The following is a 23,278-nucleotide window of genomic DNA, read 5'->3' on the forward strand; positions in this document are numbered from 1 at the left end:
GATCGATCATAGTGGAGCGATCCTGCGCATCACGGGCCTGGGCGTCGAGTTGCGCTACGCTGCGAGCCCGAAGGAGAAGACTGTTGAAAACAAGAACGACGATGCGTGCGCTGGCCGCCGCCACGCTGACCCTGGCCGCCCTCGGCGCCCATGCGCTGCAGATCACCAGCCTCACGCCGCAGGGCGAAGTCGCCCGCGTGCGGCAGGTGGTCGCCAAGTTCGACCAGGCCGCCGTCAGCTTCGGCGACCCGAAGGCGCCGGCACCGCTGGCCGTGAGCTGCAGCGACGCGCAGGCCGGCAAGGGCAACGGCCGCTGGACCGCCGACCGGCAATGGGTCTTCGACTTCGAGGATGACCTGCCGCCCGGCGTGCGCTGCACCGTCACGCGGGCCGCCGCCTTCAAGTCGGCCTCGGGCTCCGACCTGAGCGGCCCCGAGCGCTACCAGTTCAGCACCGGCGGCCCCTTCATCCGCAGCTGGCAGCCGAGCTACGGCAAGATCGACGAGCAGCAGCTCTTCATGCTGCAGCTCAACGGCCCGGCCACGCTCGACAGCGTGCGCGACAACGTGTGGTGCGCGGCCGAGGGCATCGGCGAGCGCATTCCTGTGCGGCTCATCGAGGGCGAGCAGCGCGCGGCATTGCTCAAGTCCCTGGGCCTGGACAAGCAGGCCGAGAAGGCGCCGCTGCGTTTCGTCACGCTGCAATGCAACCGCACGCTGACGCCGGCCAGCCGCGTGCAGCTGGTCTACGGCAAGGGCGTGGCCACGCCCTCGGGTGTGGCCAACACCATCGAGCGGCGCCTGAAGTTCGAGGTGCGCGAGCCCTTCGCCGTGTCCTTCACCTGCGAGCGCGAGAACGCGCAGTCCGCCTGCCTGCCGCTCAAGCCGCTGGTGCTGCGGTTCAACGCGCCGGTGTCGCGCAAGCTGGCCGCGGCGATCACGCTCAAGGGCGGCGACAAGGTCTTCAAACCCAAATTCGACGACGACGGCAACGCGCCGCCCGACGACGACGCAGTGGTCGATTCGGTTAGCTTCCCGCCGCCCTTCGCGGAACAAGGGCAGTTCAGCATCGAGCTGCCGCCGAAGTTCCAGGACGCATCGGGCCGCGCGCTGGCCGCACCCGACAGCTTCCCGATGAAGGTCGCCAGCGGCGCCATGCCGCCGCTGGCCAAGTTCGCGGCCTCGCCCTTCGGCGTGGTCGAGCGCCTGGCCGAACCCGGCGGCGTGGCGCTGATGCCGGTCACGGTGCGACGTGTCGAGACCGCGCTGCAGGTGCAGGCGCTGACGCCCGGCAAGGTCAGCGACATGAATCCGAAGACCGATGCCGAGATCATCGCGTGGTTCCGCAAGGTGCGCCGCTACGACAGCAACACCACGATCTCGCGCAAGGAGGCGGCGCGCGACGTCAAGGCCGCGCTGCCGAAGGTGATCGACAAGGACGATGCCGACGACATCCAGACCCGCATGGTGTCGCTGCTCGGTGGCCAGGGCGGCGTCAGGACGCTGGACATGCCCAAGTCCGAGAGCGGCGACCCGCGCCCCTTCGAGGTGATCGGCATCCCGCTCACGCCCGGCTTTCACGTGCTCGAGATCGCGTCGCAGAAACTCGGCGATGCGCTGCTCGATGATCGTTATGGCAGCGGCCGCACGATGTACGTGCGCACCACCGCGCTCGCGACCAACCTCGCAGTGCATTTCAAGCTCGGTCGCGAGAACGCGGTGGCCTGGGTCACGACGCTGGACAAGGGCCGGGTGGTCGCCAATGCCGCCGTGCGCGTGTCGAGCTGCGACGGCAAGCAGGTGGCCACCGGCACGACCGATGCGCGCGGGCTGGTCGAGCTCGCCGGCATCTCGCCCAATGCGCCGGGCTGCCCTGGTGCAGCCGACGAAGATGCCGACGACAGCGGCAGCGGCGCGTACTTCGTGAGCGCCCGCGCCAAGGATGCGCAAGGCGTGGACGACCTGGCCTTCACCTGGAGTGACTGGCAGCGCGGCATCGAGCCCTGGCGCTTCAACGTGCCGACCAGCCTGCAGCCCGAGCCCGACCGCATCGCGCACACGATCTTCGACCGCACGCTGCTGCGCGCCGGCGAAACGGTGTCGATGAAGCACCTGATCCGCACCCAGACCCGCACCGGCTTCGGCCTGCCCGACACGTTGCCCGAGACGCTGGTCATCACGCACGTCGGCAGCGGCCAGCAATACACCCAGCCGATCAAGTGGCGCAAGACCGCGACCGGCGGCGAGAGCGGCGAAAACACTTTCGCGATCCCGCCGGCTGCCAAGCTCGGCGTCTACCAGGTCGAGCTGCGCAACGGCAAGAACGGCGCCGACGCCGATGCCGGCGAAGACGGACAGCGCAGCTACGCCACCGGCGAGTTCCGCGTCGAGGAGTTCCGGCTGCCCGTGCTCGAAGGCCGCATCACGCCGAGCGACAAGAAGCCGCTGGTGGCCGCCACGACACTGCCGACCGACGTGCAGGTCAACTACGTGGCCGGCGGCGGCGCGGCCAACCTGCCGGTGCGCGTCTCGGCGATGGTGCGCGGCAAGAGCCTCGCCTTCGCCGACTTCGATGCCTTCAGCTTCTCGCCGCCGACCAAGGATGGCACCGTCGCCACTGACACCGGCGATGCGCCCGCCGTCGGCGATGACGCGCGCGTCATCGCCGACAAGCTGCCGCTCACGCTCGACCGCAACGGCGCCGGCAAGCTCAGCATCGACAAGATCCCGCTCGCCAAGGCGACGCCGCGCGAGCTGCTGCTCGAAGCCACCTACGCCGACCCGAACGGCGAGATGCAGACGCTGAGCAGCGTGCAGACGCTGTGGCCCGCCTCGGTGATCGCGGGCGTGAAGACCGAAGGCTGGGTCTCCACCAGCCAGAAGCTCAAGTTCCAGGCGCTGGCGCTCGACCTGTCGGGCAAGCCGCAGGAAGGCGTGACGCTCAACGTGCGTGCCGTCGCCCGCATCACCACCACCAGCCGCAAGCGCATGGTGGGCGGCTTCTACACCTACGACAACAAGACCGACGTCAAGGACATCGGCACCATCTGCAGCGGCAAGAGCGATGCGCGCGGCCTGCTGCTGTGCGAGGCCGAGCTGAAGCAGGCGGGCGAGGTCGAGCTGATCGCCAGCGCCACCGACAAGGACGGCCGCGACAGCCGCGCCGCGAGCTCGGTCTACGTGACGAAGCAGGGCGAGCTCTGGTTCGGCGGCGAGGACCATGACCGCATCGACGTGCTGCCCGAGAAGAAGAGCTACCAGCCCGGCGAGATCGCCAAGTTCCAGGTGCGCAGCCCGTTCCGCTTCTCGACCGCGCTGGTGTCGGTCGAGCGCGAGGGCGTGATCGAAACCCACGTGGTGCAGCTCGACGGCAAGGACCCGACCGTCACGCTGCAGGTCAAGCCCGAGTGGGGACCGAATGCCTACGTGAGCGTGCTCGCGCTGCGCGGGCGGCTGCGCGAGGTGCCGTGGTACAGCTTCTTCACCTGGGGCTACAAGGCGCCGCGCGAATGGTGGACCGCCTTCTGGTACGAGGGCAAGGAGTACGTCGCGCCGACCGCGCTGGTCGATCTCAGCAAACCGGCCTTCCGGCTCGGCCTCGCCGAGATCCGCGTCGGCACGCAGGCGCACCTGATCGACGTCAAGGTGACGAGCGACAAGCCCAGCTATCCGGTGCGCGGCAAGGCACAGATCACCATCTCGGCCAGGCTGCCCGGCGGCAAGCCGGCCGCGGGCGCCGAAGTGGCGCTGGCCGCGGTCGACCAGGCGCTGCTGGAGCTGATGCCCAACGACAGCTGGAACCTGCTCGATGCGATGCTGCAGCGGCGCAGCTGGGGCGTGAGCACCTCGACCGCGCAGATGGAGATCGTCGGCCGTCGCCACTACGGCCGCAAGGCCGTTCCGGCGGGCGGCGGCGGCGGCAAGGCCCAGACACGCGAGTTGCTCGACACCCTGCTGCTGTGGAACCCCGCGGTGGTGCTCGATGCGAACGGCCAGGCCACCGTGACCGTGCCGCTCAACGACGCGCTGACCACTTTCAAGATCGTCGCCGTGGCCGATGCAGGCACCGGCCTCTTCGGCACCGGCCAGACCTCGATCCAGGCCACGCAGGACCTGCAGATCGTCAGCGGCCTGCCGCCGCTGGTGCGCGAGGACGACCAGTTCCGCGCCCAGATCACGCTGCGCAACACGACGCAGAAGCCGATGAAGGTCGAGGCCGCGCCGCGCGCGACGCTGCTCACGCTGGCGCCGCAAACGGTCGACATCCCGGCCGGCGAAGCGCGCGAGCTGGCATGGACGGTGACCGCGCCCGCGCAGCTCGCGCAGACGCGTGCCGAAGCCATCCTGTGGGAGATCGAGGCCCACGACACGCTCGGCGGCGCGCGCGATGCGCTGAAGGTGCGCCAGCGCATCGTGCCGGCCGTGCCGCTTACCGTGCAGCAGGCCACGCTGGTGCAGCTCGAGGGGCCGTTCACGCTCGACGTCGCGCCGCCCGCCGATGCGCTGCCCGGGCGCGGCGGGCTCAAGCTCTCGCTGCAGCCGCGGCTGGCCGAAGGGCTGACCGGCGTGCGCGACTGGTTCGCCAACTATCCCTACATCTGCCTGGAGCAGAAGACCAGCAAGTCGGTCGGGCTGCGCGACGGCAAGGCCTGGCAGCAGGTGGTCGCGCAGTTGCCGAGCTACCTCGACGGCGACGGCCTGGCCAGCTACTTCCCGCCGCGCGACGGCGAGGCCAACCGCGGCAGCGACACGCTGACCGCCTACGTGCTCGCGGCCACCAACGAAGCCGCGGCGCTCGACCCCGCCTTCGCGCTGCCCGACGACGTGGTGACGCCGATGACCGAGGGCCTGATCGCCTTCGTCGAGGGCAAGATCCAGCGCGACTTCTGGAGCCCGCGCAAGGACCTCGACGTGCGCAAGCTCGCCGCACTCGAAGCGCTGTCGCGCTATGGCAAGGCGCAGGGCCGCATGACCGGCAGCATCACCATCGCGCCCAACCAGTGGCCGACCAGTGCGGTGATCGACTGGCTCAACATCCTCAAGCGCGTGACGGACGTGCCGCAGCGCCAGCAGCGCATGGACGAGGCGAACAACGTGCTGAAGGCGCGCCTGAGCTACCAGGGCACCAAGCTGATCTTCAGCACCGAGCAGGACGACTACTGGTGGTGGCTGATGGTCAACGGCGACGTCAACACCGCGCGCCTGCTGCTCGCGGTGATGGACGACCCGGCCTGGAAGGACGATACGGCCAAGCTGGTCAACGGCTTCATCGGCCGCCAGCAGAACGGCGCCTGGCACACCACCACCGCCAACCTGTGGGGCGGGCTCGCGCTGGAGAAGTTCTCCAAGCAATTCGAGAGCGCGCCGGTCGCCGGCATCACCGCAGCGACCCTCGGCGCGGCCAAGGCGCAGGTCGACTGGCGCAAGGTCGAGCGCATCAAGACCGGCGACGCGGGTGGCGCACCGAACCAGACCACCTTCTTCGGTGCACCGGCCTCGCCCGGCAACCTGCGCAACAACAGCATGTTCCTTCCGTGGCCCGCGGGCGCGGCGCACGACACGCTGCTGGTGACGCAAAGCGGCAGCGGAAAGCCCTGGCTCACGCTGCAGTCGATCGCCGCGGTGCAGCTCAAGGCGCCATTCGCGGCGGGCTATGCGATCAAGAAGACCGTCACGCCGGTCGAGCAAGCCGTGAAGGGCATCTACACGCGCGGCGACGTGCTGCGCGTGACGCTGGAGGTCAATGCCAGCGCCGACATGACCTGGGTCGCGGTGACCGATCCGATCCCCGCCGGCGCAACCATCCTCGGCGGCGGCCTGGGCCGCGACTCGCAGATCGCGACCCAGGGCGAGAAGAAGACCGGCGTCGGCTGGGCGACCTTCGAGGAGCGCAGCTTCGAGGCCTTCCGCAGCTACTACGAGTACCTGCCCAAGGGCGTGGTGAAGATGGAGTACACGGTGCGCCTCAACAACGTCGGCGACTTCGCGCTGCCGCCGAGCCGCGTCGAGGCGCTGTATGCGCCGGAGATGTTCGGCGAGGCGCCGAACGAGCGTGTCAAGGTGGAGGCGGTGAAATAGACCAGCGGCACGCGCCGCATCACGATGAAGGAAATCCCATGACCCGCAGACTCATCAGCTCCGGCTCGACCTTCGAAGCCGAGATCGGCTATTCGCGCGCCGTCGTCGACGGCGACTGGGTCTTCGTCTCCGGCACCACCGGCTTCGACTACGCGACCATGTCGATTGCCGACGACGTCGTCGCGCAGGCCGAGCAGTGCCTGAAGAACATCGAGTCCGCCTTGCGGCAGGCCGACGCCAGCCTGGCGGACGTGGTGCGCGTGACCTACGTGCTGCCCGACGGGGCCGCGTTCGCGTCCTGCTGGCCGGTGCTGCGCCGCTACTTCGGCGAGGTGCGGCCAGCCGCGATGATGATTTCCGCCGGCCTCGCGGATCCGCGCATGAAGATCGAGATCGAAGTCACGGCGCGCAAGCGTTCCTGAACTTGGCGCCGGCACGCGATGGGGTGTGCCGGCGAATCCAGCGTAGGATATTTCCCGCGCGATGTTTTCAGCACAAGCGCCAGTTCGTCGAATGCCCATGCATGCCAAACGAGACCTCCATTTCCTTCGCCCAGACCAAGGTCCAGCCGCCGCGCTTTCGTGCTGGCCTGGTCGAGCGCAGTGGCCTTGAGGAACGCCTCGGCGCGGCGCTGCTGAGCCGTCGCCTGGTGCTGTTGATCGCAGCGGCGGGCTACGGCAAGACGGTGGCGCTGTCGCGCCAGCTGCTGAATCTGCCGCCCGGCTGCGCGACCGCTTGGATCACGGCGGACGAGCAGGACGATCTGCCGCGACTGCTGGCCTGCCTGACGGAGGCGCTCGAAGCGCACGACCCGCCGTGGCGCGTCGCGACCCAGAGCCTCGTCGAGCAGGTGTCCAAAGCGCGGGAACTGCACGCGGTCGTCGCCGAATTGACGAACGCATTCGCCGCCATGCCGGTCGATCACGGCGTCATCGCCTTCGACGACATGCACCTGGTCGCCGACCCCAGGGTGTTCGAGTTCCTGCAATTGCTGATCGAACGCGCGCCGACGAACTGGAGTTTCGCGATCGCCTCGCGGATCGCTCCGCCGTTGTCGCTGGCGCGTCTTCGGGTGCATCACGAACTGGCCGAGTTCGGGGCCTCGGATCTGAGCTTCAGCCTGCAGGAGATTCGCAGCCTCTGCAACGCCGCCGGCCAGCACCATGACGACCAGTCGGCCGAGAGTCTGCTCGAGCGCACGCAGGGCTGGGTGGCCGGGTTGTGCCTCACGCTGGATGTCCTGAGCCGCGCCGGCACGCCGACGGCCGGCCGACGCCTGAGCCAGAGGCATCAGTTCGACTATCTGGCCAGCGAAGTGTTCGGGAGCATGTCCGAATCATGGCGCGACTTCCTCATGCGCTGCTCGGTGCTCCCGGAACTCACGGCCACGCGCTGCGCGAGGGTCAGCGGCAACGCGAATTCGGCCCGCATGCTCGAGGAGATCGAGCAACGCGGCATGTTCGTCTCGGTGCTCGATGGCGAAGAGCTGACGCTGCGCATGCATGATCTGTTCCGCGATTTCCTCGACGATCGCCTGCGCCGTGAACATGCCGAAGAGATTCCGGAGCTGCTGCAGCGCGCTGCGCAAGACGAACCGGATCCGATGCGCAAGACCGACATGCTGCTGCGTGCCGGCGCCTGGCGCGAGGCCGAGGAACTGCTCTGCGAGGTGGCGCCGATCCTGTTGGCACAGGGCGACAGCGGCCGGATCGCCGGCCTGATGGAGCGCTTTCCGGCCGACGCGCGCGCGCGCTCACCGCGTCTGGCCTATGTGCGCGGCGTGGTGGCCTGGAGCGAAATCGATATCGCGAGCACGAAGCACATGGGCGAGGCGGCCGCGGGTTTCGAGCGCGAAGGCGACCTGCGGCGCATGCGGCGTGCGCTCGCGCACCAAGCGCATGCCAACGCCACGTTGCGACCCCATGTCGCGACATCCGAGGCCATCGCCGCAGCGCTGGACCACGAAGACGCCGACCCGGACCTCGAAACGGAACTGGCGAAGGCCAGCCACCTGCACTGGAGGGCGGTCCTCAACGGGCCGCAGAGTGCAGTCCACCAGCACCTGGCGCGCTTGACCGAACTGCTGGAAAGCGGCGCCCCGCCCGCACTCTGGTTCAGCTTCTTCCCTTGGGTGCACTTCCACTTCGGGATACCGGGGGCGCGCGCGCTGGCCATGCGTCTGGTCTCGGGTGCGCTGGCCGCGGCGGGGGACGGGTATTTCCCGCTGCAATTGCAGGCCCGAAGCGCCGAAGCGTATCTCTTCTTCTGGCAAGGACGCGTGGACGAAGCCCAGGAGCGGATACGGCAATTGCAGCTGGACGAGCAATGGGCCGGCCGGCCGGCGCAGTCGCGTTTCGGCTCGTGGAGCCTGCTGGGCGTCGCAGGCATGGTGACCGGCGATCGCACAGTCCTGCAGGATTCACGAGGCAAGTCGACAGAATTCTTCCGGCGGTTGACCACGCTCGAATACGGCACGATGGGCGTCACCGGCATCACGCTGTGCAACATGGAAATGGTCGCGGGCGCTCTCGCGGGATTGACTCAGCACCCCAATCTGAGCTTCTCCTACTGGGGCATTTTCCCGGCTCTGTTCGAGGCCAGGCTCGCTTTGCACGACCAGCGCGATGAAGATGCGCTCGCGCTCCTGCGCGAATGCGTCAAGACCTCCAGCGATCGCGATCGCTTCGGCTTCGACGCGCTGGTGCGCGTCTTTCTGGCCATCGCCGAGATGCGCACCGGTTCGGCGACGGCCGCATGGCGCGCGGTCGAGCCGCTGGTGGGGAAGATCCGGAGTTCCGGTGAGGTGCTCGGCGTGCTGTTCTGCGGACCGGCCGCCCTCGCCGAGCTGGCCCGTTTCCCATGGCCCGGCGAAGTGCCGCGCGAAGGACTCGCCGAGCTGCAGCATTGGGCGCAGCGCTCGCAGGCGCTGCAGGTCGGTGCGCATCCCGCCGAGGCGACCACGCCGGCGGCGGCGCTCGACGCCCCCCTGAGCGCGCGCGAGTTCGAGGTGCTGATGCACATCGCCGCGGGCGACAGCAACAAGCTGATCGCACGCGCATTGGACCTCAGCCCGCACACCGTCAAGCGCCACGTGGCACGCATCTTGGACCGCCTGGACCTGGCCTCGCGCGGCGAGGCCGCGGCCTGGTACCACCGGCGCCTGGCGAAGGGCTCGTCCGGCTGAACCGACGTCCGCGCGGCATCGCAAGATAGATGAAACCTCGCGCTGCCGTCGGGCCGACGGCGGCTCTCCCTGGAGCAACGATGTGTAGAAATATCAAGACCCTCTTCAACTTCGAGCCGCCCGCCACCGACGACGAGGTGCGCGCCGCCTCGCTGCAGTTCGTTCGCAAGCTCAGCGGCTTCACGGCGCCCTCCAAGGCCAACCAGGCAGCCTTCGATCGCGCGGTGGCCGAGGTGGCCGCCAGCGCGCGCATGCTGATCGAATCGCTGGTCACCACCGCCGATCCGCGCGACCGCGAGATCGAGGCGGTGCGGGCGAAGGCTCGGTCGGCTGCGCGTTTCGCCGCCCCGTACAAAGTCATCTCACCGGACTGACGCCATGCCATCGATCGAGGAAATGCAACGGGCTCTCGAACCCCTGTTCCCCGGACTCATGGGCGTGCGCCTGCTGGCGCTCGAACCCGAACGCGTGCTGGCCGAAATGCCGGTGCGCGCCGCGCTCTGCACCGCCGGCGGCATCCTGCACGGCGGCGCCTACATGGCTTTCGCCGACACGCTCGGTGCGGTCGGCACGATCATCAATCTGGCCGCGGGCAAACGCACCACCACCACCGACTCCAGCACCAAGTTCATCGGCGGCGCGCGCGTCGATACCACGGTGACCGGCGAATCGATCGCGCTGCACCGCGGACGCACGACGATGGTGTGGCAGACCAGCATCCGGACGGCCGAAGGCAAGCTGTGCGCGGTCGTCACGCAGACGCAGCTCGTGATGGACGCCTGAGCGCAACGACGATGCGGCCCGCCAACCGGCGCGCGCCGCCGCGTTGTAATCTCCACCATCCCAAGGAGTGCCTCCCATGCCTGTTGAACTCTGGCTCGCTTTCGTCGCCGCCTCGGCGGTGCTGCTGATCATTCCCGGCCCGACCATCCTGACGGTCATCAGCTATTCCATGGCGCACGGCCGGCGCGCCAACGTGCCGCTGGTCGCTGCCGTCGCGCTCGGCGATTCGACCGCGCTGGTGGTGTCGCTGCTCGGCCTGGGCGCGCTGCTGGCCAGCTCGGCGTTCTGGTTCATGGTCATCAAGTGGATCGGCGGCCTGTATCTGCTGTACCTCGGCATCAAGCTGCTGCGTGCCGGCGTCTCGACGGCCGAACTGGCCGCGCCCGCCGCACCCCGCTCGCGCTGGCGGCTGTTCGCCAACACCTACCTGGTGACGGCCCTCAATCCCAAGGGCATCGTGTTCTTCGTCGCCTTTCTGCCGCAGTTCATCGACCCGCACAGCGAAGTCACGCACCAGCTCTGGGTACTGGCGCTGACCTTCGTCGCGATGGCGACGATCAATGCGACGCTCTATGCGGTGTTTGCCGGCTCGGCACGCAAGCTGCTCGCGTCGCCGCGCGCGCAGAAGCGCTTCCACCTGGCCGGCGGCTCGCTGCTGTCCGCGGCCGGCATCTGGGCGCTGCTGGCCAAGCGCCCGGGCTGAGGCGCTTCAATTGCGATTCGGATTGTTGGGCGCGCGGTCGTAGCGATTGGGCACGCCATCGTTGTCGCGATCGCGGTCGGAGCGGTTCGGAACGCCGTCGCGATCGCGGTCGCCATAGGCCCGCGGCGGCGGGCGGCCGTTGTCGTAGGGCACGGCGATGCAACCGGCGAGCGTGGCGGACGCGATGAGCAATGCGGCGAGTGTTTTCATGAGATCTCCTGTTTCCTGAAAGACCCCAAGGTGCCCCGCCGCCGCGCAGGGAAGGCCGGGACGGACGCCCGTCTGCGGGTAGGCCTCGTTCTCGTCTTGCGGCGCCCGGACGACCGGGCTGTGGCAAGCTAGCGAGGTGCCGCGCCTTCGCTCCATCCGCCCTCTTCTCCTGGTCATCGCGCTGGCCGGCACGCTGGCGCGCCCCGCCTGGGCGCTCGCCAGCTTCGATGAGGTGCGGCGCGACTTCCATCCTTCGGACACGCGGGTGCTGGACCGCGATGGCGCGCTGTTGCAGCGCATGCGCACCGACGCCAGCGCGCGGCGCGGCCAATGGGTCGCGCTGGCCGACATCTCGCCGGCATTGCGCACGGCCATGGTGCTGAGCGAGGACAGGCGCTTCTACGAACACAGTGGCGTCGACTGGCGCGCCGTGTCCGCGGCGGCCTGGGGCAATCTGTGGAACACGCGCACGCGCGGCGCCTCGACCATCACCATGCAACTCGCCGGCCTGCTCGACGACGACCTGCGGCGTGGCAGCGGCGGACGCAATCTGGCGCAGAAGCTGGGCCAGACGATGGCGGCGCAAAGGCTGGAGCTGAACTGGCGCAAGGACCAGATCCTCGAGGCCTACCTCAACATCGTGCCGTTCCGCGGCGAGATCGTCGGCATCGACGCGCTCTCGCGCACGCTGTTCGGCAAGACGCCGCACGGACTCGACGTGCGCGAGGCCGCGGTGGCGGCGGCGCTGGTGCGGGCACCCAACGCCAGTGCGGCGCGCGTGGCACAGCGCGCCTGCGAGGTGATGCGCGCGATGGAAGCGCCGCAGAAGACGGACTGCGAGGCGCTCGACATGTTCGCGAGCGCCGCGCTGCAGCGGCGCGACTTCGATGCGAGCGAAGGGATTGCGCCGCATCTGGCGCGGCATGTGTTGAGGGAAGTTGCGCGCAATCAGGAGGCTGCGGCCCTCACCCCAGCCCGCCCCCAGAAGGAGAGCGAGCAAGCCGGGATCCGCACCACTCTGCGCGCGCCGCTGCAGCGCTTCGCACTCGGCACGCTGCAGCGGCATCTGCGCGAGCTGCGCGGACGCCATGTCGAGGACGGCGCGCTGGTGGTGCTCGACAACGCGAGCGGCGAGGTGCTCGCCTGGGTCGGCTCCTCGGGCGCGCTCAGCCGCGCGGCCGAGGTCGATGGCGTGCTCGCGCAGCGGCAGCCGGGCTCGACGCTCAAGCCGCTGCTGTACGCGCAGGCGATCGCCGAGCGACGGCTCACGGCGGCGTCGCTGCTCGACGACTCGTCGGCGCAGATCAACACGGCCGGCGGGCTCTACATTCCGCAGAACTACGACCACCAGTTCAAGGGCTATGTGTCGGTGCGCACGGCACTGGCCGCCTCGCTGAACGTACCGGCGGTGCGCACGCTGGTGATGGTGTCGCCCGAAGCCTTCGCACGGCAGCTGCGCGCCGCGGGGCTGGCGCTGCCGCAGAGCGGGGACTACTACGGCTACAGCCTGGCGCTCGGCAGCGCGGAAGTGTCGCTGCTGGGGCTGACCAACGCGTACCGGACGTTGGCGAATGGGGGGCGGTATGGGGAGACGCGGTTCCTGCCGGCATCGCCACCCTCACCCCGGCCCTCTCCCGCCAGCGGGAGAGAGAGCGAACGGCGCGCGCTCGATGAGCGCGCGAGCTTCATCATTGGCGACATCCTCAGCGACGGCAATGCGCGCGCGCGGACCTTCGGCTTCGACAGCGTGCTCGGCACCCGCTTCTGGACGGCGGTGAAGACCGGCACCAGCAAGGACATGCGCGACAACTGGGCCGTCGGCTGGTCCCAGCGCTACACCGTCGGCGTGTGGGTCGGCAATGCGAGCGGCGCGCCGATGTGGGACGTGAGCGGCACCAGCGGCGCCGCGCCGGTGTGGGCCGAGGTGATGGGATTCCTGCACCGCGATCTGCCGAGCCGCGCGCCGGTGCCGCCCGCAGGCCTGGTGCAGACGCAGGTGCGCTTCGGCAACGAACTCGAGGCGGCGCGCAGCGAATGGTTCATCGCGGGCACCCAGCAGGCCCTGTTCACGCTGCCGCCCGCGGGCTCCGCGACCGACTCGGCGGCGCGCATCACCGCCCCCTCGGACGGCACCATCATCGCGCTCGACCCCGACATTCCCCCCGAGCACCAGCGCGTGCGTTTCGAGGCCGAGGGACGCGGCCTCCGGTGGCGCATGGACGGCCGGCCCTTCGCACGCGGCGCCAGCGCGCAGTGGCTGCCCTGGCCGGGCCGGCATGTCGTGGAACTGCTCGATGCCGACGGCCAGGTGGCCGATCGGGTGCGGCTCGAAGTGCGCGGCGCCGGCGTCGTGAAAAGCGCCAAACGCTGACGGGCGCTGCGGATTGCCGCACAATCCCGCGCTGGAAGAACCAAGGCTTGCGCCGACACGGACCATGAAGACCCCCACCCTCGGCCTGATCGTGCCCCCTGCGGCCGGACGCGTCCCCATCGACGGGCAAGCGCTCTACGCGGGCCGCGATGTCCGCTTCATCGCCCGCGGCCTGGCCTTGCCGGCCATCTCGCCCGAGGGATTCGACACCGTGGTCGACCGCATCCTTCAGTGCGGGGTGGAACTGCGCGATGCCGGCGCGCAGGCCATCTCGCTGATGGGCACCTCGCTGAGTTTCTACCGCGGCGCCGACTTCACCGATGCATTGCGCGACCGCATGCACGAGGCCACCGGCCTGCCCTGCACGACGATGAGCCATGCGATCATCGCCAGCCTGCGCTGGCTGGGCATCGAGCGCGTGGCGGTCGCCACAGCGTACATCGACACGCTCAACCACCGGCTGGTCGCCTATCTCGCGAGCCGCGGCATCACGGTCACGCACATCGAGGGCCTGTCGATCACCGACGTCGATGCCGTCGGCCAGGTGCCGGCCGAAACGCTGATGGCGCTGGCCGAACGCACGGTCGCGGCCGCCCCTTCGGCGCAAGGCCTGCTGATTTCCTGCGGCGGGCTGCTGACGCTGGACCTGCACGTACCGCTCGAAGACAGGCTCGGGCTGCCGGTCACGTCGAGCTCGCCGGCCGGCTTCTGGGACCTGATGAGGGCCGCCGGACTCGATGCCTCGTCGCCCGGGTACGGACAGCTCTTCGCAGCCGAACGGGCTCTTGAACGCGCCGCTTGATCTCACGACGCTGCGCGTGATCGTCGCGGCGGCCGAGCTCGGCTCGCTCAGCGCGGCGAGCGATCGGCTGCAGCTCGCCGTGGCCGCGGCCAGCGCGCGCGTGACGGCGCTCGAAGACGCGCTCGGCCTGCGCGTGTTCGAGCGCTCCTCGCGCGGCGTCCGCCTCACGCCGGCCGGCCAGATGCTGGTGCGGCGCGGGCGCGAACTGCTGGCCGATTCCGACCGTCTCTCGGTCGATCTGCACGACTATGCCAAGGGCCTGCAGGGCCACGTGCGGCTGGTCGCCAACACCTCGGCGATGCTGGAACTGCTGCCCGACCGGCTCGAGCAGATGGCGCGCGAGCATCCGCTGATCCGCATCGACGTCGAAGAGCACGGCAGCCTCGACATCCCGATGCTGCTGCTCGACGGCCGCGCCGACCTCGGCATCGTGGACATGGCGCATGCGCCGCACGGCATCACGCTGCGCGACTGCTTCACCGACACGCTGGTGCTGGTGGTGCCCGCCGGCCACGCGCTGGCCGGTGCGAGCACCATCGCCTTCGAGGATGCGCTGGACGAGAACTTCATCGCGCTCTCGAACGGCACCGCGCTGTCGAGCCGGCTGGTGGCCTCGGCCTCGGTCTTCGGCAAGCTGCTGAAGATCCGCATGCAGATGCGCAGCTTCGACACGGTCTGCCGCATGGTGGCCGGCAACCTGGGCGTGGCGGTGCTGCCGCTGGAAGCGGTGGCGCCGCAGTTGGCGAGCCTGCCGCTGCGCGCGGTGCGCCTGAGCGATGCCTGGGCCGCGCGCACGCACCGCATCGCGCTGCGCAGCGGGACACCGCCGGCGCCGGCCACGCGCACGCTGGTCGAGTTGCTCACGCGCTGAGCATCCACTGCGGGCAAACCCTTGATTTCGCCATTGGCGAAAGCGGCGTTCGGCGCGCGTGCTTGTGGGCGGCCACGGGTGCTCCCTAGACTGCGCGCGAACCTGGAGACATTCGCATGAAGATCGCCCGCGTCACCGCCACGCCGCTGCACCTGCCGATATCGGTCGAGGTGTCGGGTCGCAGCAAGACCACCTCCCTGTCGCTGTGCCTGGTCGACATCGAGACCGACGACGGCCTGGTCGGCACCGGCATGACCGCCATCACCGAGGAGGAGGTGATCGCCTCGGTGGTCAACGAGATCGCGGCGCACGCGCTGGTCGGCATGGACCCGATGCGGCACGAGCAGGTCTGGGAACGGCTCTACTGGCTGCTCACGCCGCGCGGGCAGTCCGGCTATGCGAGCCATGCGATGGCGGCCATCGACCTCGCGCTGTGGGACCTGAAGGGCAAGGTGCTGGGCCAGCCGTGCTGGCGCCTGTTCGGCGGCGCGCGCGCCGAGGTGCCGGTGTACGCGACCTTCGGCTTCGCCTTCTTCGACCGCGACGAGCTCGCCGCCGCGGCGCGCAGCTGGGTCGAACGCGGCTTCACGCGCCTGAAGATGACGGTCGGCCACCATGGCCTGCAGCGGCGCGACGAGCCGCGCTCGCTCGATGCGCTGATCGCCGAGGACGTGCAGCGCGTGCGCGCGGTGCGCGACGCGGTCGGGCCCGAGGTGGAGATCTACATCGATGCCAACTGCAGCCTCGACTACTTCCACGCGCTCTCGCTGGCGCGGCGCATCGAGGACTTCGGCATCAGCTTCTTCGAGGAGCCGGTGTCGCAGAACGACATCCCCAATCTCGTGAAGCTGCGCCAGAAGACCTCGATCCCGCTGGCCGCCGGACAGAACGAAGGCCTGGCCAGCCGCTTTCGCGACATGCTGGTGACGCAGGCGGTCGACGTGGTGCAGCCCAACGCCTGCATCACCGGCGGCTTCACGCAATGCATGCGCATCGCCGGCATGGCCGCGGCCTTCAACACCCGCTTCGCCAACGGCGGCGCCTGGCCGCATCACAACATGCACCTGCATGCGGGTCTGGCCAACGGCTCGCTGGTCGAGTACCACTCGGTGGCGGTCGATTGCTGCAAGCTGGTGTTCGACGATCTGCCGGTGCCGTCGAACGGCGTGCTCGCATTGCCCGAACTGCCGGGGCTCGGCTTCGCGCCCAACCGCGAGCGCGTGGCGGAACTCGCGAAGCGGCCCGGCTCGCACGGCGTCGGCAAGGCCTGATGCGCGCAGCGACCCTCGAACGATTTCCGGAGACAAGACAAATGAACGCATTCACCTCACGGCGCACCATGCTCGCACTCGGCGCCGCCCTGCTCGCAGCAGGCGCCACGCTGGCCCACGCACAGACCTATCCCGAGCGGCCGATCCGCCTCTTGGTCGGCTACTCCGCCGGCGGCGGGGTCGACGCGGTGGCGCGCCTGCTCGCACCGCGCCTGTCGGCGCTGCTGGGCCAGCAGGTGGTGGTGGAGAACCGGGCCGGCGCGGCCGGCGTGATCGCGGGCGATGCGGTGGCCAAGGCAGCGCCCGACGGCTACACGCTGCTGCTGGGCGACAGCTCGACCTTGATCGCGAAGTACATGCAGCCGAAGCTGGCCTTCGATCCGATCAAGAGCTTCACGCCGATCGCGGGCGTGTTCAAGTCACCGCTGCTGATCGTCGCCAACAACGATTTCCCGGCGAAGACGCCGCGCGAGCTGGTGGCCGCGCTGCAGGCCAGGCCGGGCGTCTACGCGTTCGCGACCTCCGGCGTCGGCACGGTGCAGCATCTGGGCTTCGAGATGATGAAGGGCCAGACCGGCACTTTCGCGCTTCATATCCCGTACCGCGGCGCGGCACAGATCGTGCCGGACGTGATCAGCGGACAGGTGCCGCTCGGCGTGGTGAGCGCAACCGCCGGCATGGCGCAAGCCAGGGCCGGCAACCTGCGCGCGCTGGCCATCATGAGCAACGACAAGCTGCCCGGCGCGGAAAGCGTCGCGGCCCTGTCGACGGCCGTGCCGGGCATCGACGTCGCGCCGCGCCTGTTCCTGCTGGCGCCGGCCGGCACGCCGCCCGCGATCGTGGACCGGCTCGGCGAGGCGGTCCGCACCGTGATGACCGCGCCCGACATGGCGCAGGCCGCCGCGGTGCAGGGCGCGGTGCCGGACTTCCTGCCGGCGGCCGCGCTCGCCACCAGCCTCGCGCAGGAATCTGCGCGCTGGGGCAAGGTGATTCACGAGCAGCACATCTCGGCGCAGTAGGCGTGCGCCGCGCGATGGTCGCGACTCAAGCTGCCGCTTCGGCGGTCCGCGCTCGCCCTGCTTCGTAGGCCTTGAGATGCGCATGGACGATACGCAGCAGGTGCGCATCGCGGCCGTCGTTCGGCGCTCGCCGCAGCAGGTCGCCGATGATGTGCTCGCCCTCGATCTGCGCGCCGCGCTGGATGTCCTTGAACATCGATGCCGTGATCGGCGAGCCGGCCGCCGTCAGCATGCCGCGTGCGCGCGCGATCATCGCGGCACGCGGTGCGAAGCCGTTGTGGGCCGCGATCGCCGCGCATTCGTCGAGCAGGCCGCTCGCGATGCCGGCGCCGCCGCCCTGCTCGATGTCGCCGATGGTCGCGCGCATCAGGCAGGTGATGCCGGCCACCGAGGCGATGAAGATCCACTTCTCCCACATCTCCTGCAGCATCTCGCCGGAGGCGCGCGCCTCGAATCTGGCTTTCGAGAAGGCCGCCTCCAGCGCCTGCACGCGGGCGGAGCGCGAGCCGTCGAGTTCGCCGTAGGTCAGGCCATGCGTGTCGTTCAGATGAAGCACCGTGCCCTGCGGGTCGAGCGCGGCGGAGATCAGACACAGGCCGCCGAGCACACGCTCGCGGCCGAAGCGCTGCGCCAGTTCGTCCAGATGCCGCATGCCGTTGAGCAGCGGCAGGATGGCGGTCTGCGGCCCGACGGCGGGCGCGAAGGAGGCCATCGTGTCCGCCAGGTCATAGGCCTTGCAGCCGACGATGACCACGTCGAAGGGCGCGCCGATGCCGTTCGCGAGCACGTGGGGCGGCGACGGAATGTGGAGATCGCCGAACAGACTGCGGACCACGAGGCCGGTCTGCGCGAGCTGCGCCGCACGCCGCGGCCGCAAGAGAAAGCTCAGGTCTTCGCCGGCCTCCAGCAGCCGCCCACCGAAATACCCGCCCAGCGCACCGGCGCCTACAACCAGGAACCTCATTGCATTCTTCCTCTTCGCGTTGATGGAGGGCGAATTCTGCACTTGTGAACTTTTGTTGTTCACGCTGCGGATAATGCGGGCTTGCGCAATCAGCGAACGACCCAGGAGATCCCCGAGTGCCCGACCTCTCGAAAATGACTTGCATCGAAGACCTGCGCGTGGTCGCCCAGCGGCGTGTGCCGCGGATGTTCTACGACTATGCCGATTCCGGCGCCTGGACCGAGGGCACCTACCGTGCCAACGAAAGCGACTTCCAGAAGATCAAGCTGCGCCAGCGCGTGGCCGTGAACATGGACGGCCGCTCGACCCGCAGCACCATGGTCGGCGAGGAGGTCGCGATGCCGGTGGCGATCGCGCCGACGGGCCTGACCGGCATGCAGCATGCCGACGGCGAGATCCTCGGCGCGCGTGCGGCCAAGGCCTTCGGCATTCCGTTCACGCTGTCGACCATGAGCATCTGTTCGCTGGAGGACATCGCCGAGAACACCGACCGCCATCCGTTCTGGTTCCAGCTCTATGTCATGAAGGACCGCGACTTCATCGAGCGCCTGATCGAGCGAGCGCGCGCGGCCAACGTGTCGGCGCTGCAGCTCACGCTCGACCTGCAGATCCTCGGCCAGCGGCACAAGGACATCAAGAACGGCCTCACCGCGCCGCCCAAGCCTACGCTCAGGAACCTCATCGACCTCGCCACCAAGCCGCGGTGGTGCATGGGGATGCTGGGCACCAAGCGCCGCACCTTCGGCAACATCGCGGGCCACGCGAAGGGCGTGAAGGACCTGTCCTCGCTGTCCTCGTGGACGGCCGAGCAGTTCGACCCCACGCTGAGCTGGGCCGACGTGGAATGGATCAAGAAGCTGTGGGGCGGCAAGCTGATCCTGAAGGGCATCCTCGATGTCGAAGACGCGCGCCTCGCGGCGGCCAGCGGCGCCGATGCGCTGATCGTCTCGAACCACGGCGGCCGCCAGCTCGATGGCGCACCCTCGTCGATCGAGGCGCTGCCGGCCATTGCCGAAGCGGTCGGCACCGAGATCGAGGTCTGGATGGACAGTGGCGTGCGCAGCGGCCAGGATGTGCTGAAGGCACGTGCGCTGGGTGCCCGCGGCACGATGATCGGCCGCAGTTTTCTCTATGGCCTGGGTGCCTATGGCGAGGCCGGCGTGACGCGCGCGCTGCAGATCATCCAGCGCGAGCTCGACCTCACGATGGCCTTCTGCGGTCGCACGCAGATCGACGAGGTCGATTCGAGCATTCTGCTGCCGGGCACCTTCTGATGGAGAAGGATATGCGGCGCTGGCTGACAGCGCTTGCGCCGCCGGTGGCGCACGATGCCGTCGCCACCACAACATGCAGAGAGGCGATCGCATGAGCACCATCACGCCCGCCGCCGGTTCGATTCCGGCCGGCTCCATGCCTGTCCATCGAGCCTATACCGCCGAGGAGAAACGGCACCGCATCTTCGCGATCATGGCGGCGTCTTCGGGCAATCTGGTCGAGTGGTTCGACTTCTACGTCTACGCCTTCAGCGCGCTCTATTTCGCGCCCTCCTTCTTTCCCAAGTCCGATCCGACGGCGCAGTTGCTCAACACGGCCGGCGTGTTCGCGGCCGGCTTCCTGATGCGGCCGATCGGCGGCTGGCTGTTCGGCCGCATCGCCGATCGCTACGGGCGCCGCATCTCGATGCTGATCTCGGTCACGATGATGTGCGCCGGCTCGCTCGCGATCGCGTGCCTGCCGACCTATGCGGCCGTCGGCGCGCTGGCGCCGTTCCTGCTGCTCGTCGCGCGGTTGGTCCAGGGGCTTTCGGTGGGCGGCGAATACGGCACCACGGCCACCTACATGAGCGAGATCGCGCTGCGCGGGCAGCGCGGCTTCTTCTCGTCGTTCCAGTACGTCACGCTGATCGGCGGCCAATTGCTCGCGGTGCTGGTCATCGTGGTGCTCGAGCAGCTGCTCAGCGAGGCCGAGCTCAAGGCCTGGGGCTGGCGCATTCCCTTCGTGGTCGGCGCGGTCGCGGCCGTGGTGGCGCTCTTCCTGCGCCGCACGCTGAACGAAACCCAGAGCGCCGAGGCGCGCGCCAACAAGGAGGCCGGCAGCCTGGCCGGCCTGTTTCGCCATCACAAGGCAGCGTTCTTCACGGTGCTGGGCTACACGGCGGGCGGCTCGCTGATCTTCTACACCTTCACGACCTACATGCAGAAGTACCTGGTGAACACGGTCGGCATTCCGATCAAGACCGCCAGCTATGTGATGACCTTCGCGCTGTTCGTCTACATGTGCATGCAGCCGCTGTTCGGCGCGCTGTCGGACCGCATCGGAAGGCGTACCAACATGATGCTGTTCGGCGCGCTGGGCGCGATCGCGACGGTGCCGATCCTGACCGTGCTGCAAGGCGTGAAGAGCCCGATGGTCGCGTGCGCTCTGATCGTCGTGGCGCTGGCGATCGTGAGCTTCTACACCTCGATCAGCGGCATCGTGAAAGCCGAAATGTTTCCCGCCGAAGTGCGTGCGCTCGGCGTCGGGCTCGCCTATGCGGTGGCGAATGCGATCTTCGGCGGCTCGGCCGAGTACGTGGCGCTGGGCCTGAAGTCGATGGGCCACGAATCGGCGTTCTACTGGTACGTCACCGGCATGATGGTGATTGCCTTCCTGGTGAGCTTGCGGCTGCCTCGGCAGGCGAGCTACCTGCATCACGATCATTGAGGCGGGCAAGGGCCCGCGGCCTGCGGGCTCGCGCGGCGGCGACCGGATCAGGTCTCGGCTTCCCAGAGCTTCGGATAGCTGCGCACGAAACCGTCGCCCGTGACCTCGAGCATCGCCGCGTAGTCGAAGCGCGGCGCGGTGTACCAGTAGCCGCTTTCGCTGCGCCGCTCGTAGCGCTGGTGCAGCTCGGCCAGGCTGCCGTTGTCCAGATCGATCCATGCGACCGGCGCGTCGGAAGCCTCGCCGGGCGCAAGGTGCAGGCGGCGCAGCTGCAGCAGGTTGGTGGCCGGGGTGAAGCCCATGTCGAGATCCACGCAGTGGCCGAGTTCCGGCACCGGCGTGTCGTTGAGCTTCCATCCGCCATGGGCGTCGTGCACGATGGAGAGGTCGATCGCCTCGCCGCCGAGCCAGCCGCGCACGGTGCCCCATTGCGTGTGCCAGGCCCGGTCGCAGCGCACGCGGTAGTGCAGCTGCGCGACGCGGCCGTCCTCGCCGCGGAACACGGCGGCACCATCGATCTGCCAGTGTTCACCGGCGCGCTCCAGACGACAGGCGTCATGGCCCGGTGTTCCGAGCCGGCGCCAGAGCATGGAAGCGACGGTTTGCATCCGCCGCATGATGGCACCGGCAGCCCGCTCCGCGCAACCCTGACCCGGATCATGTTCAGGCGACATGGCCGCGCGAATCGAACGGCGCTCGTCGAAGCGAAGATCGAAGGCTCCGACGACAATGGCGGATGTGACGACCGCACCGATTCGCCGCATCGCGCATCTCGACATGGACGCCTTCTATGCGTCGGTGGAGTTGCTGCGCTACCCGCAGCTCAAGGGCTTGCCGGTCGTGATCGGGGGCAGCCGCCGCAGGGTCGATGAAGCACTGCGCAACCTGCCCGAGGGCGGGACGCTGGCCGACATTCCGGTCGAGACTTTTCCGCTGCTCAAGGACTATGTCGGACGCGGCGTGATCACCACGGCGACCTATCCGGCCCGGCAGTTCGGCGTCGGCTCTGCGATGGGAATGATGAAGGCTGCCAAGCTGTGTCCGCAGGCACTCGTCCTGCCGGTGGACTTCGACGAATACCGGCGCTATTCGCGGCAGTTCAAACAGATCATCACGGAGATCGCGCCGGTGATGGAGGATCGCGGTGTCGACGAGGTCTACATCGATTTCACCGAGGTTCCAGGCGGCCAGCGCGAGGGCGGGCGTGTGCTGGCACGGCTGATCCAGAAATCGATCTTCGAGGCCACGGGACTGAGTTGCTCGATCGGCGTGGCGCCCAACAAGCTGCTGGCCAAGCTGGCGAGCGAGTTCGACAAGCCCAACGGCATCTCGATCGTGTTCGAGAGCGACCTGCAGACACGGATCTGGCCGCTGCCATGCCGCAAGGTGAATGGCATCGGTCCCAAGGCCGACGAGAAGCTTCAGCGCCACGAGATCCGGACCATCGGCGAACTGGCGTCCAGGGAGCGCGACTGGCTGATCGCGACCTTCGGCAAGGCCACGGGCGGCTGGATGCACGAGGTGGCGTGGGGCCGTGATGACCGTCCCGTGGTGACAGAGAGCGAACCGATCTCGATGAGCCGCGAGACGACATTCGATCGCGATCTGCATGCGACACGTGACCGCGCGGAGCTCGGCGCCATCTTCACGCACCTGTGCGAGAAACTCGCCGAAGACCTCCAGCGCAAGGGCTATGTCGGCAAGACCATCGGCATCAAGCTGCGCTACGACGACTTCAAGATCGCAACGCGCGATCAGACCATCGATCGCTTCACGGCTGATGGAAAGGAGATCCGCCACACGGCCGGCCAGTGCCTCAAGCGCGTGCCGCTCGCGCGCTCGCTGCGCCTGTTGGGCGTACGGGTCGGCGCGCTGGTGAAGGCTGACAGTGCCGATGCTCGCGCAGGCACTGCCTCGGTAATGAGCGGCCAGCGGGCGCTCCGTGCCGAAGAGCCGGCAGCGAGGACGGCATCGCTCTTCTGACGCGCTCGCGTTCGGATGCCGGATGCGCCCGGCAGAAGGCAGGTGATTGCTGGAATTTCCGTCAGTACCTCGGCGGGAGGTTCAATGAAGTCGCATGCACCACTCAGATCGCGAGTACATTCGAAATTGCTAGCGCACAAACAAGAACGCCCAACCAAGGGATTGGTTGGGCGGTTCAGGGGGCTGTAAGAGCCTGACGATGACCTACTTTCACACGGGAACCCGCACTATCATCGGCGCTGAGGCGTTTCACTGTCCTGTTCGGGATGGGAAGGAGTGGGACCACCTCGCTATGGTCATCAGGCATAACTGGTTGCTGTCTTGAGGGTAGGTCAAG

Annotated in this window: 17 protein-coding genes and 1 rRNA gene; 14 read left to right on the forward strand and 4 right to left on the reverse strand. The window is 68.7% G+C overall.

From position 1 onward, the window contains the following. The first annotated feature begins 101 nt into the window (after window positions 1-101). The 6 genes from E5P2_RS20440 (at window position 102) to E5P2_RS20465 (ending at window position 10,747) form a co-directional block, all read left to right on the forward strand. Window positions 102-6,077, forward strand: a complete 5,976-nt coding sequence (locus E5P2_RS20440) for an MG2 domain-containing protein (RefSeq protein ID WP_162570579.1) — start codon at window positions 102-104, stop codon at window positions 6,075-6,077. A gap of 38 nt (window positions 6,078-6,115) precedes the next feature. Next, complete coding sequence (locus tag E5P2_RS20445; protein ID WP_162568921.1) at window positions 6,116-6,499, forward strand: RidA family protein; 384 nt, start codon at window positions 6,116-6,118, stop codon at window positions 6,497-6,499. Window positions 6,500-6,600: 101 nt separating this feature from the next. Continuing rightward, window positions 6,601-9,261, forward strand: coding sequence for a helix-turn-helix transcriptional regulator (locus E5P2_RS20450; protein WP_162568923.1), 2,661 nt, complete (start codon window positions 6,601-6,603; stop codon window positions 9,259-9,261). 80 nt (window positions 9,262-9,341) lie between these two features. Next, window positions 9,342-9,635 (forward strand): DUF2277 domain-containing protein, encoded by a 294-nt coding sequence (locus E5P2_RS20455; protein WP_162568925.1) that lies wholly within the window; start codon window positions 9,342-9,344, stop codon window positions 9,633-9,635. A 22-nt stretch (window positions 9,636-9,657) separates the two neighbouring features. Continuing rightward, entirely contained in the window at window positions 9,658-10,044 is a 387-nt protein-coding gene (locus tag E5P2_RS20460; protein WP_232080776.1) for a PaaI family thioesterase, read from the forward strand. 76 nt (window positions 10,045-10,120) lie between these two features. After that, window positions 10,121-10,747 (forward strand): LysE family translocator, encoded by a 627-nt coding sequence (locus E5P2_RS20465; RefSeq protein ID WP_162568929.1) that lies wholly within the window; start codon window positions 10,121-10,123, stop codon window positions 10,745-10,747. 6 nt (window positions 10,748-10,753) lie between these two features. Here the strand turns inward: E5P2_RS20465 and E5P2_RS20470 are convergent, their stop codons facing one another. Further along, on the reverse strand, window positions 10,754-10,957 hold the full coding sequence (locus tag E5P2_RS20470; protein ID WP_162568931.1) for a thrombospondin type 3 repeat-containing protein: 204 nt from the start codon (window positions 10,955-10,957) through the stop codon (window positions 10,754-10,756). Between the two features lie 136 nt (window positions 10,958-11,093). Here E5P2_RS20470 and pbpC point away from each other — a divergent pair, with 136 nt between their 5' ends. From pbpC to E5P2_RS20495, 5 genes are all read left to right on the forward strand, one after another. Next, window positions 11,094-13,328, forward strand: coding sequence for a penicillin-binding protein 1C (gene pbpC, locus E5P2_RS20475; protein WP_162568933.1), 2,235 nt, complete (start codon window positions 11,094-11,096; stop codon window positions 13,326-13,328). Window positions 13,329-13,392: 64 nt separating this feature from the next. Beyond that, window positions 13,393-14,130: an arylmalonate decarboxylase gene (locus E5P2_RS20480; RefSeq protein ID WP_162568935.1), complete on the forward strand. Its 738-nt coding sequence runs from the start codon at window positions 13,393-13,395 to the stop codon at window positions 14,128-14,130. Then, complete coding sequence (locus E5P2_RS20485; protein WP_162568937.1) at window positions 14,114-15,001, forward strand: LysR substrate-binding domain-containing protein; 888 nt, start codon at window positions 14,114-14,116, stop codon at window positions 14,999-15,001. The genes E5P2_RS20480 and E5P2_RS20485 overlap by 17 nt, the downstream gene beginning before the upstream one ends. A 116-nt stretch (window positions 15,002-15,117) precedes the next feature. Then, window positions 15,118-16,272, forward strand: coding sequence for a mandelate racemase/muconate lactonizing enzyme family protein (locus tag E5P2_RS20490; protein ID WP_162568939.1), 1,155 nt, complete (start codon window positions 15,118-15,120; stop codon window positions 16,270-16,272). A gap of 41 nt (window positions 16,273-16,313) precedes the next feature. Continuing rightward, a complete protein-coding gene (locus E5P2_RS20495; protein ID WP_232080777.1) occupies window positions 16,314-17,291 on the forward strand; it encodes a Bug family tripartite tricarboxylate transporter substrate binding protein in 978 nt (325 codons plus the stop codon). Window positions 17,292-17,316: 25 nt separating this feature from the next. Here E5P2_RS20495 and panE read toward each other — a convergent pair whose 3' ends face one another. After that, complete coding sequence (gene panE / locus E5P2_RS20500; RefSeq protein WP_162568944.1) at window positions 17,317-18,255, reverse strand: 2-dehydropantoate 2-reductase; 939 nt, start codon at window positions 18,253-18,255, stop codon at window positions 17,317-17,319. Window positions 18,256-18,371: 116 nt separating this feature from the next. Between panE and E5P2_RS20505 the strand changes: the two genes are divergently transcribed. Continuing rightward, window positions 18,372-19,529: an alpha-hydroxy acid oxidase gene (locus E5P2_RS20505; protein ID WP_162568946.1), complete on the forward strand. Its 1,158-nt coding sequence runs from the start codon at window positions 18,372-18,374 to the stop codon at window positions 19,527-19,529. Window positions 19,530-19,665: 136 nt separating this feature from the next. Then, window positions 19,666-20,958, forward strand: coding sequence for an MFS family transporter (locus E5P2_RS20510; protein ID WP_232080928.1), 1,293 nt, complete (start codon window positions 19,666-19,668; stop codon window positions 20,956-20,958). Between the two features lie 47 nt (window positions 20,959-21,005). On the opposite strand, the gene E5P2_RS20515 is transcribed toward E5P2_RS20510, so the two are convergent. Beyond that, complete coding sequence (locus E5P2_RS20515) at window positions 21,006-21,566, reverse strand: putative glycolipid-binding domain-containing protein (protein WP_162568949.1); 561 nt, start codon at window positions 21,564-21,566, stop codon at window positions 21,006-21,008. Between the two features lie 121 nt (window positions 21,567-21,687). Here E5P2_RS20515 and E5P2_RS20520 point away from each other — a divergent pair, with 121 nt between their 5' ends. Then, the gene (locus E5P2_RS20520; RefSeq protein ID WP_162568951.1) at window positions 21,688-22,941 is read left to right on the forward strand and encodes a Y-family DNA polymerase; all 1,254 of its coding nucleotides are present in this window, start codon (window positions 21,688-21,690) and stop codon (window positions 22,939-22,941) included. Between the two features lie 191 nt (window positions 22,942-23,132). On the opposite strand, the gene rrf is transcribed toward E5P2_RS20520, so the two are convergent. Beyond that, window positions 23,133-23,245: ribosomal RNA gene (gene rrf / locus E5P2_RS20525) — 5S ribosomal RNA — on the reverse strand. Window positions 23,246-23,278: the final 33 nt, after the last annotated feature.

This window comes from Variovorax sp. SRS16 (assembly GCF_901827165.1).
Taxonomy (GTDB): domain Bacteria; phylum Pseudomonadota; class Gammaproteobacteria; order Burkholderiales; family Burkholderiaceae_C; genus Variovorax.

Bases quoted from the DNA above. Each gene is read 5' to 3' on its own strand.
- E5P2_RS20440 (WP_162570579.1), top strand. From the start codon at position 102: ATGCGTGCGCTGGCCGCCGCCACGCTGACCCTGGCCGCCCTCGGCGCC.
- E5P2_RS20445 (WP_162568921.1), top strand. From the start codon at position 6,116: ATGACCCGCAGACTCATCAGCTCCGGCTCGACCTTCGAAGCCGAGATC.
- E5P2_RS20450 (WP_162568923.1), top strand. From the start codon at position 6,601: ATGCCAAACGAGACCTCCATTTCCTTCGCCCAGACCAAGGTCCAGCCG.
- E5P2_RS20455 (WP_162568925.1), top strand. From the start codon at position 9,342: ATGTGTAGAAATATCAAGACCCTCTTCAACTTCGAGCCGCCCGCCACC.
- E5P2_RS20460 (WP_232080776.1), top strand. From the start codon at position 9,658: ATGCAACGGGCTCTCGAACCCCTGTTCCCCGGACTCATGGGCGTGCGC.
- E5P2_RS20465 (WP_162568929.1), top strand. From the start codon at position 10,121: ATGCCTGTTGAACTCTGGCTCGCTTTCGTCGCCGCCTCGGCGGTGCTG.
- E5P2_RS20470 (WP_162568931.1), bottom strand. From the start codon at position 10,957: ATGAAAACACTCGCCGCATTGCTCATCGCGTCCGCCACGCTCGCCGGT.
- E5P2_RS20480 (WP_162568935.1), top strand. From the start codon at position 13,393: ATGAAGACCCCCACCCTCGGCCTGATCGTGCCCCCTGCGGCCGGACGC.
- E5P2_RS20490 (WP_162568939.1), top strand. From the start codon at position 15,118: ATGAAGATCGCCCGCGTCACCGCCACGCCGCTGCACCTGCCGATATCG.
- E5P2_RS20495 (WP_232080777.1), top strand. From the start codon at position 16,314: ATGAACGCATTCACCTCACGGCGCACCATGCTCGCACTCGGCGCCGCC.
- panE (WP_162568944.1), bottom strand. From the start codon at position 18,255: ATGAGGTTCCTGGTTGTAGGCGCCGGTGCGCTGGGCGGGTATTTCGGT.
- E5P2_RS20510 (WP_232080928.1), top strand. From the start codon at position 19,666: ATGCCTGTCCATCGAGCCTATACCGCCGAGGAGAAACGGCACCGCATC.
- E5P2_RS20515 (WP_162568949.1), bottom strand. From the start codon at position 21,566: ATGCAAACCGTCGCTTCCATGCTCTGGCGCCGGCTCGGAACACCGGGC.
- E5P2_RS20520 (WP_162568951.1), top strand. From the start codon at position 21,688: ATGGCGGATGTGACGACCGCACCGATTCGCCGCATCGCGCATCTCGAC.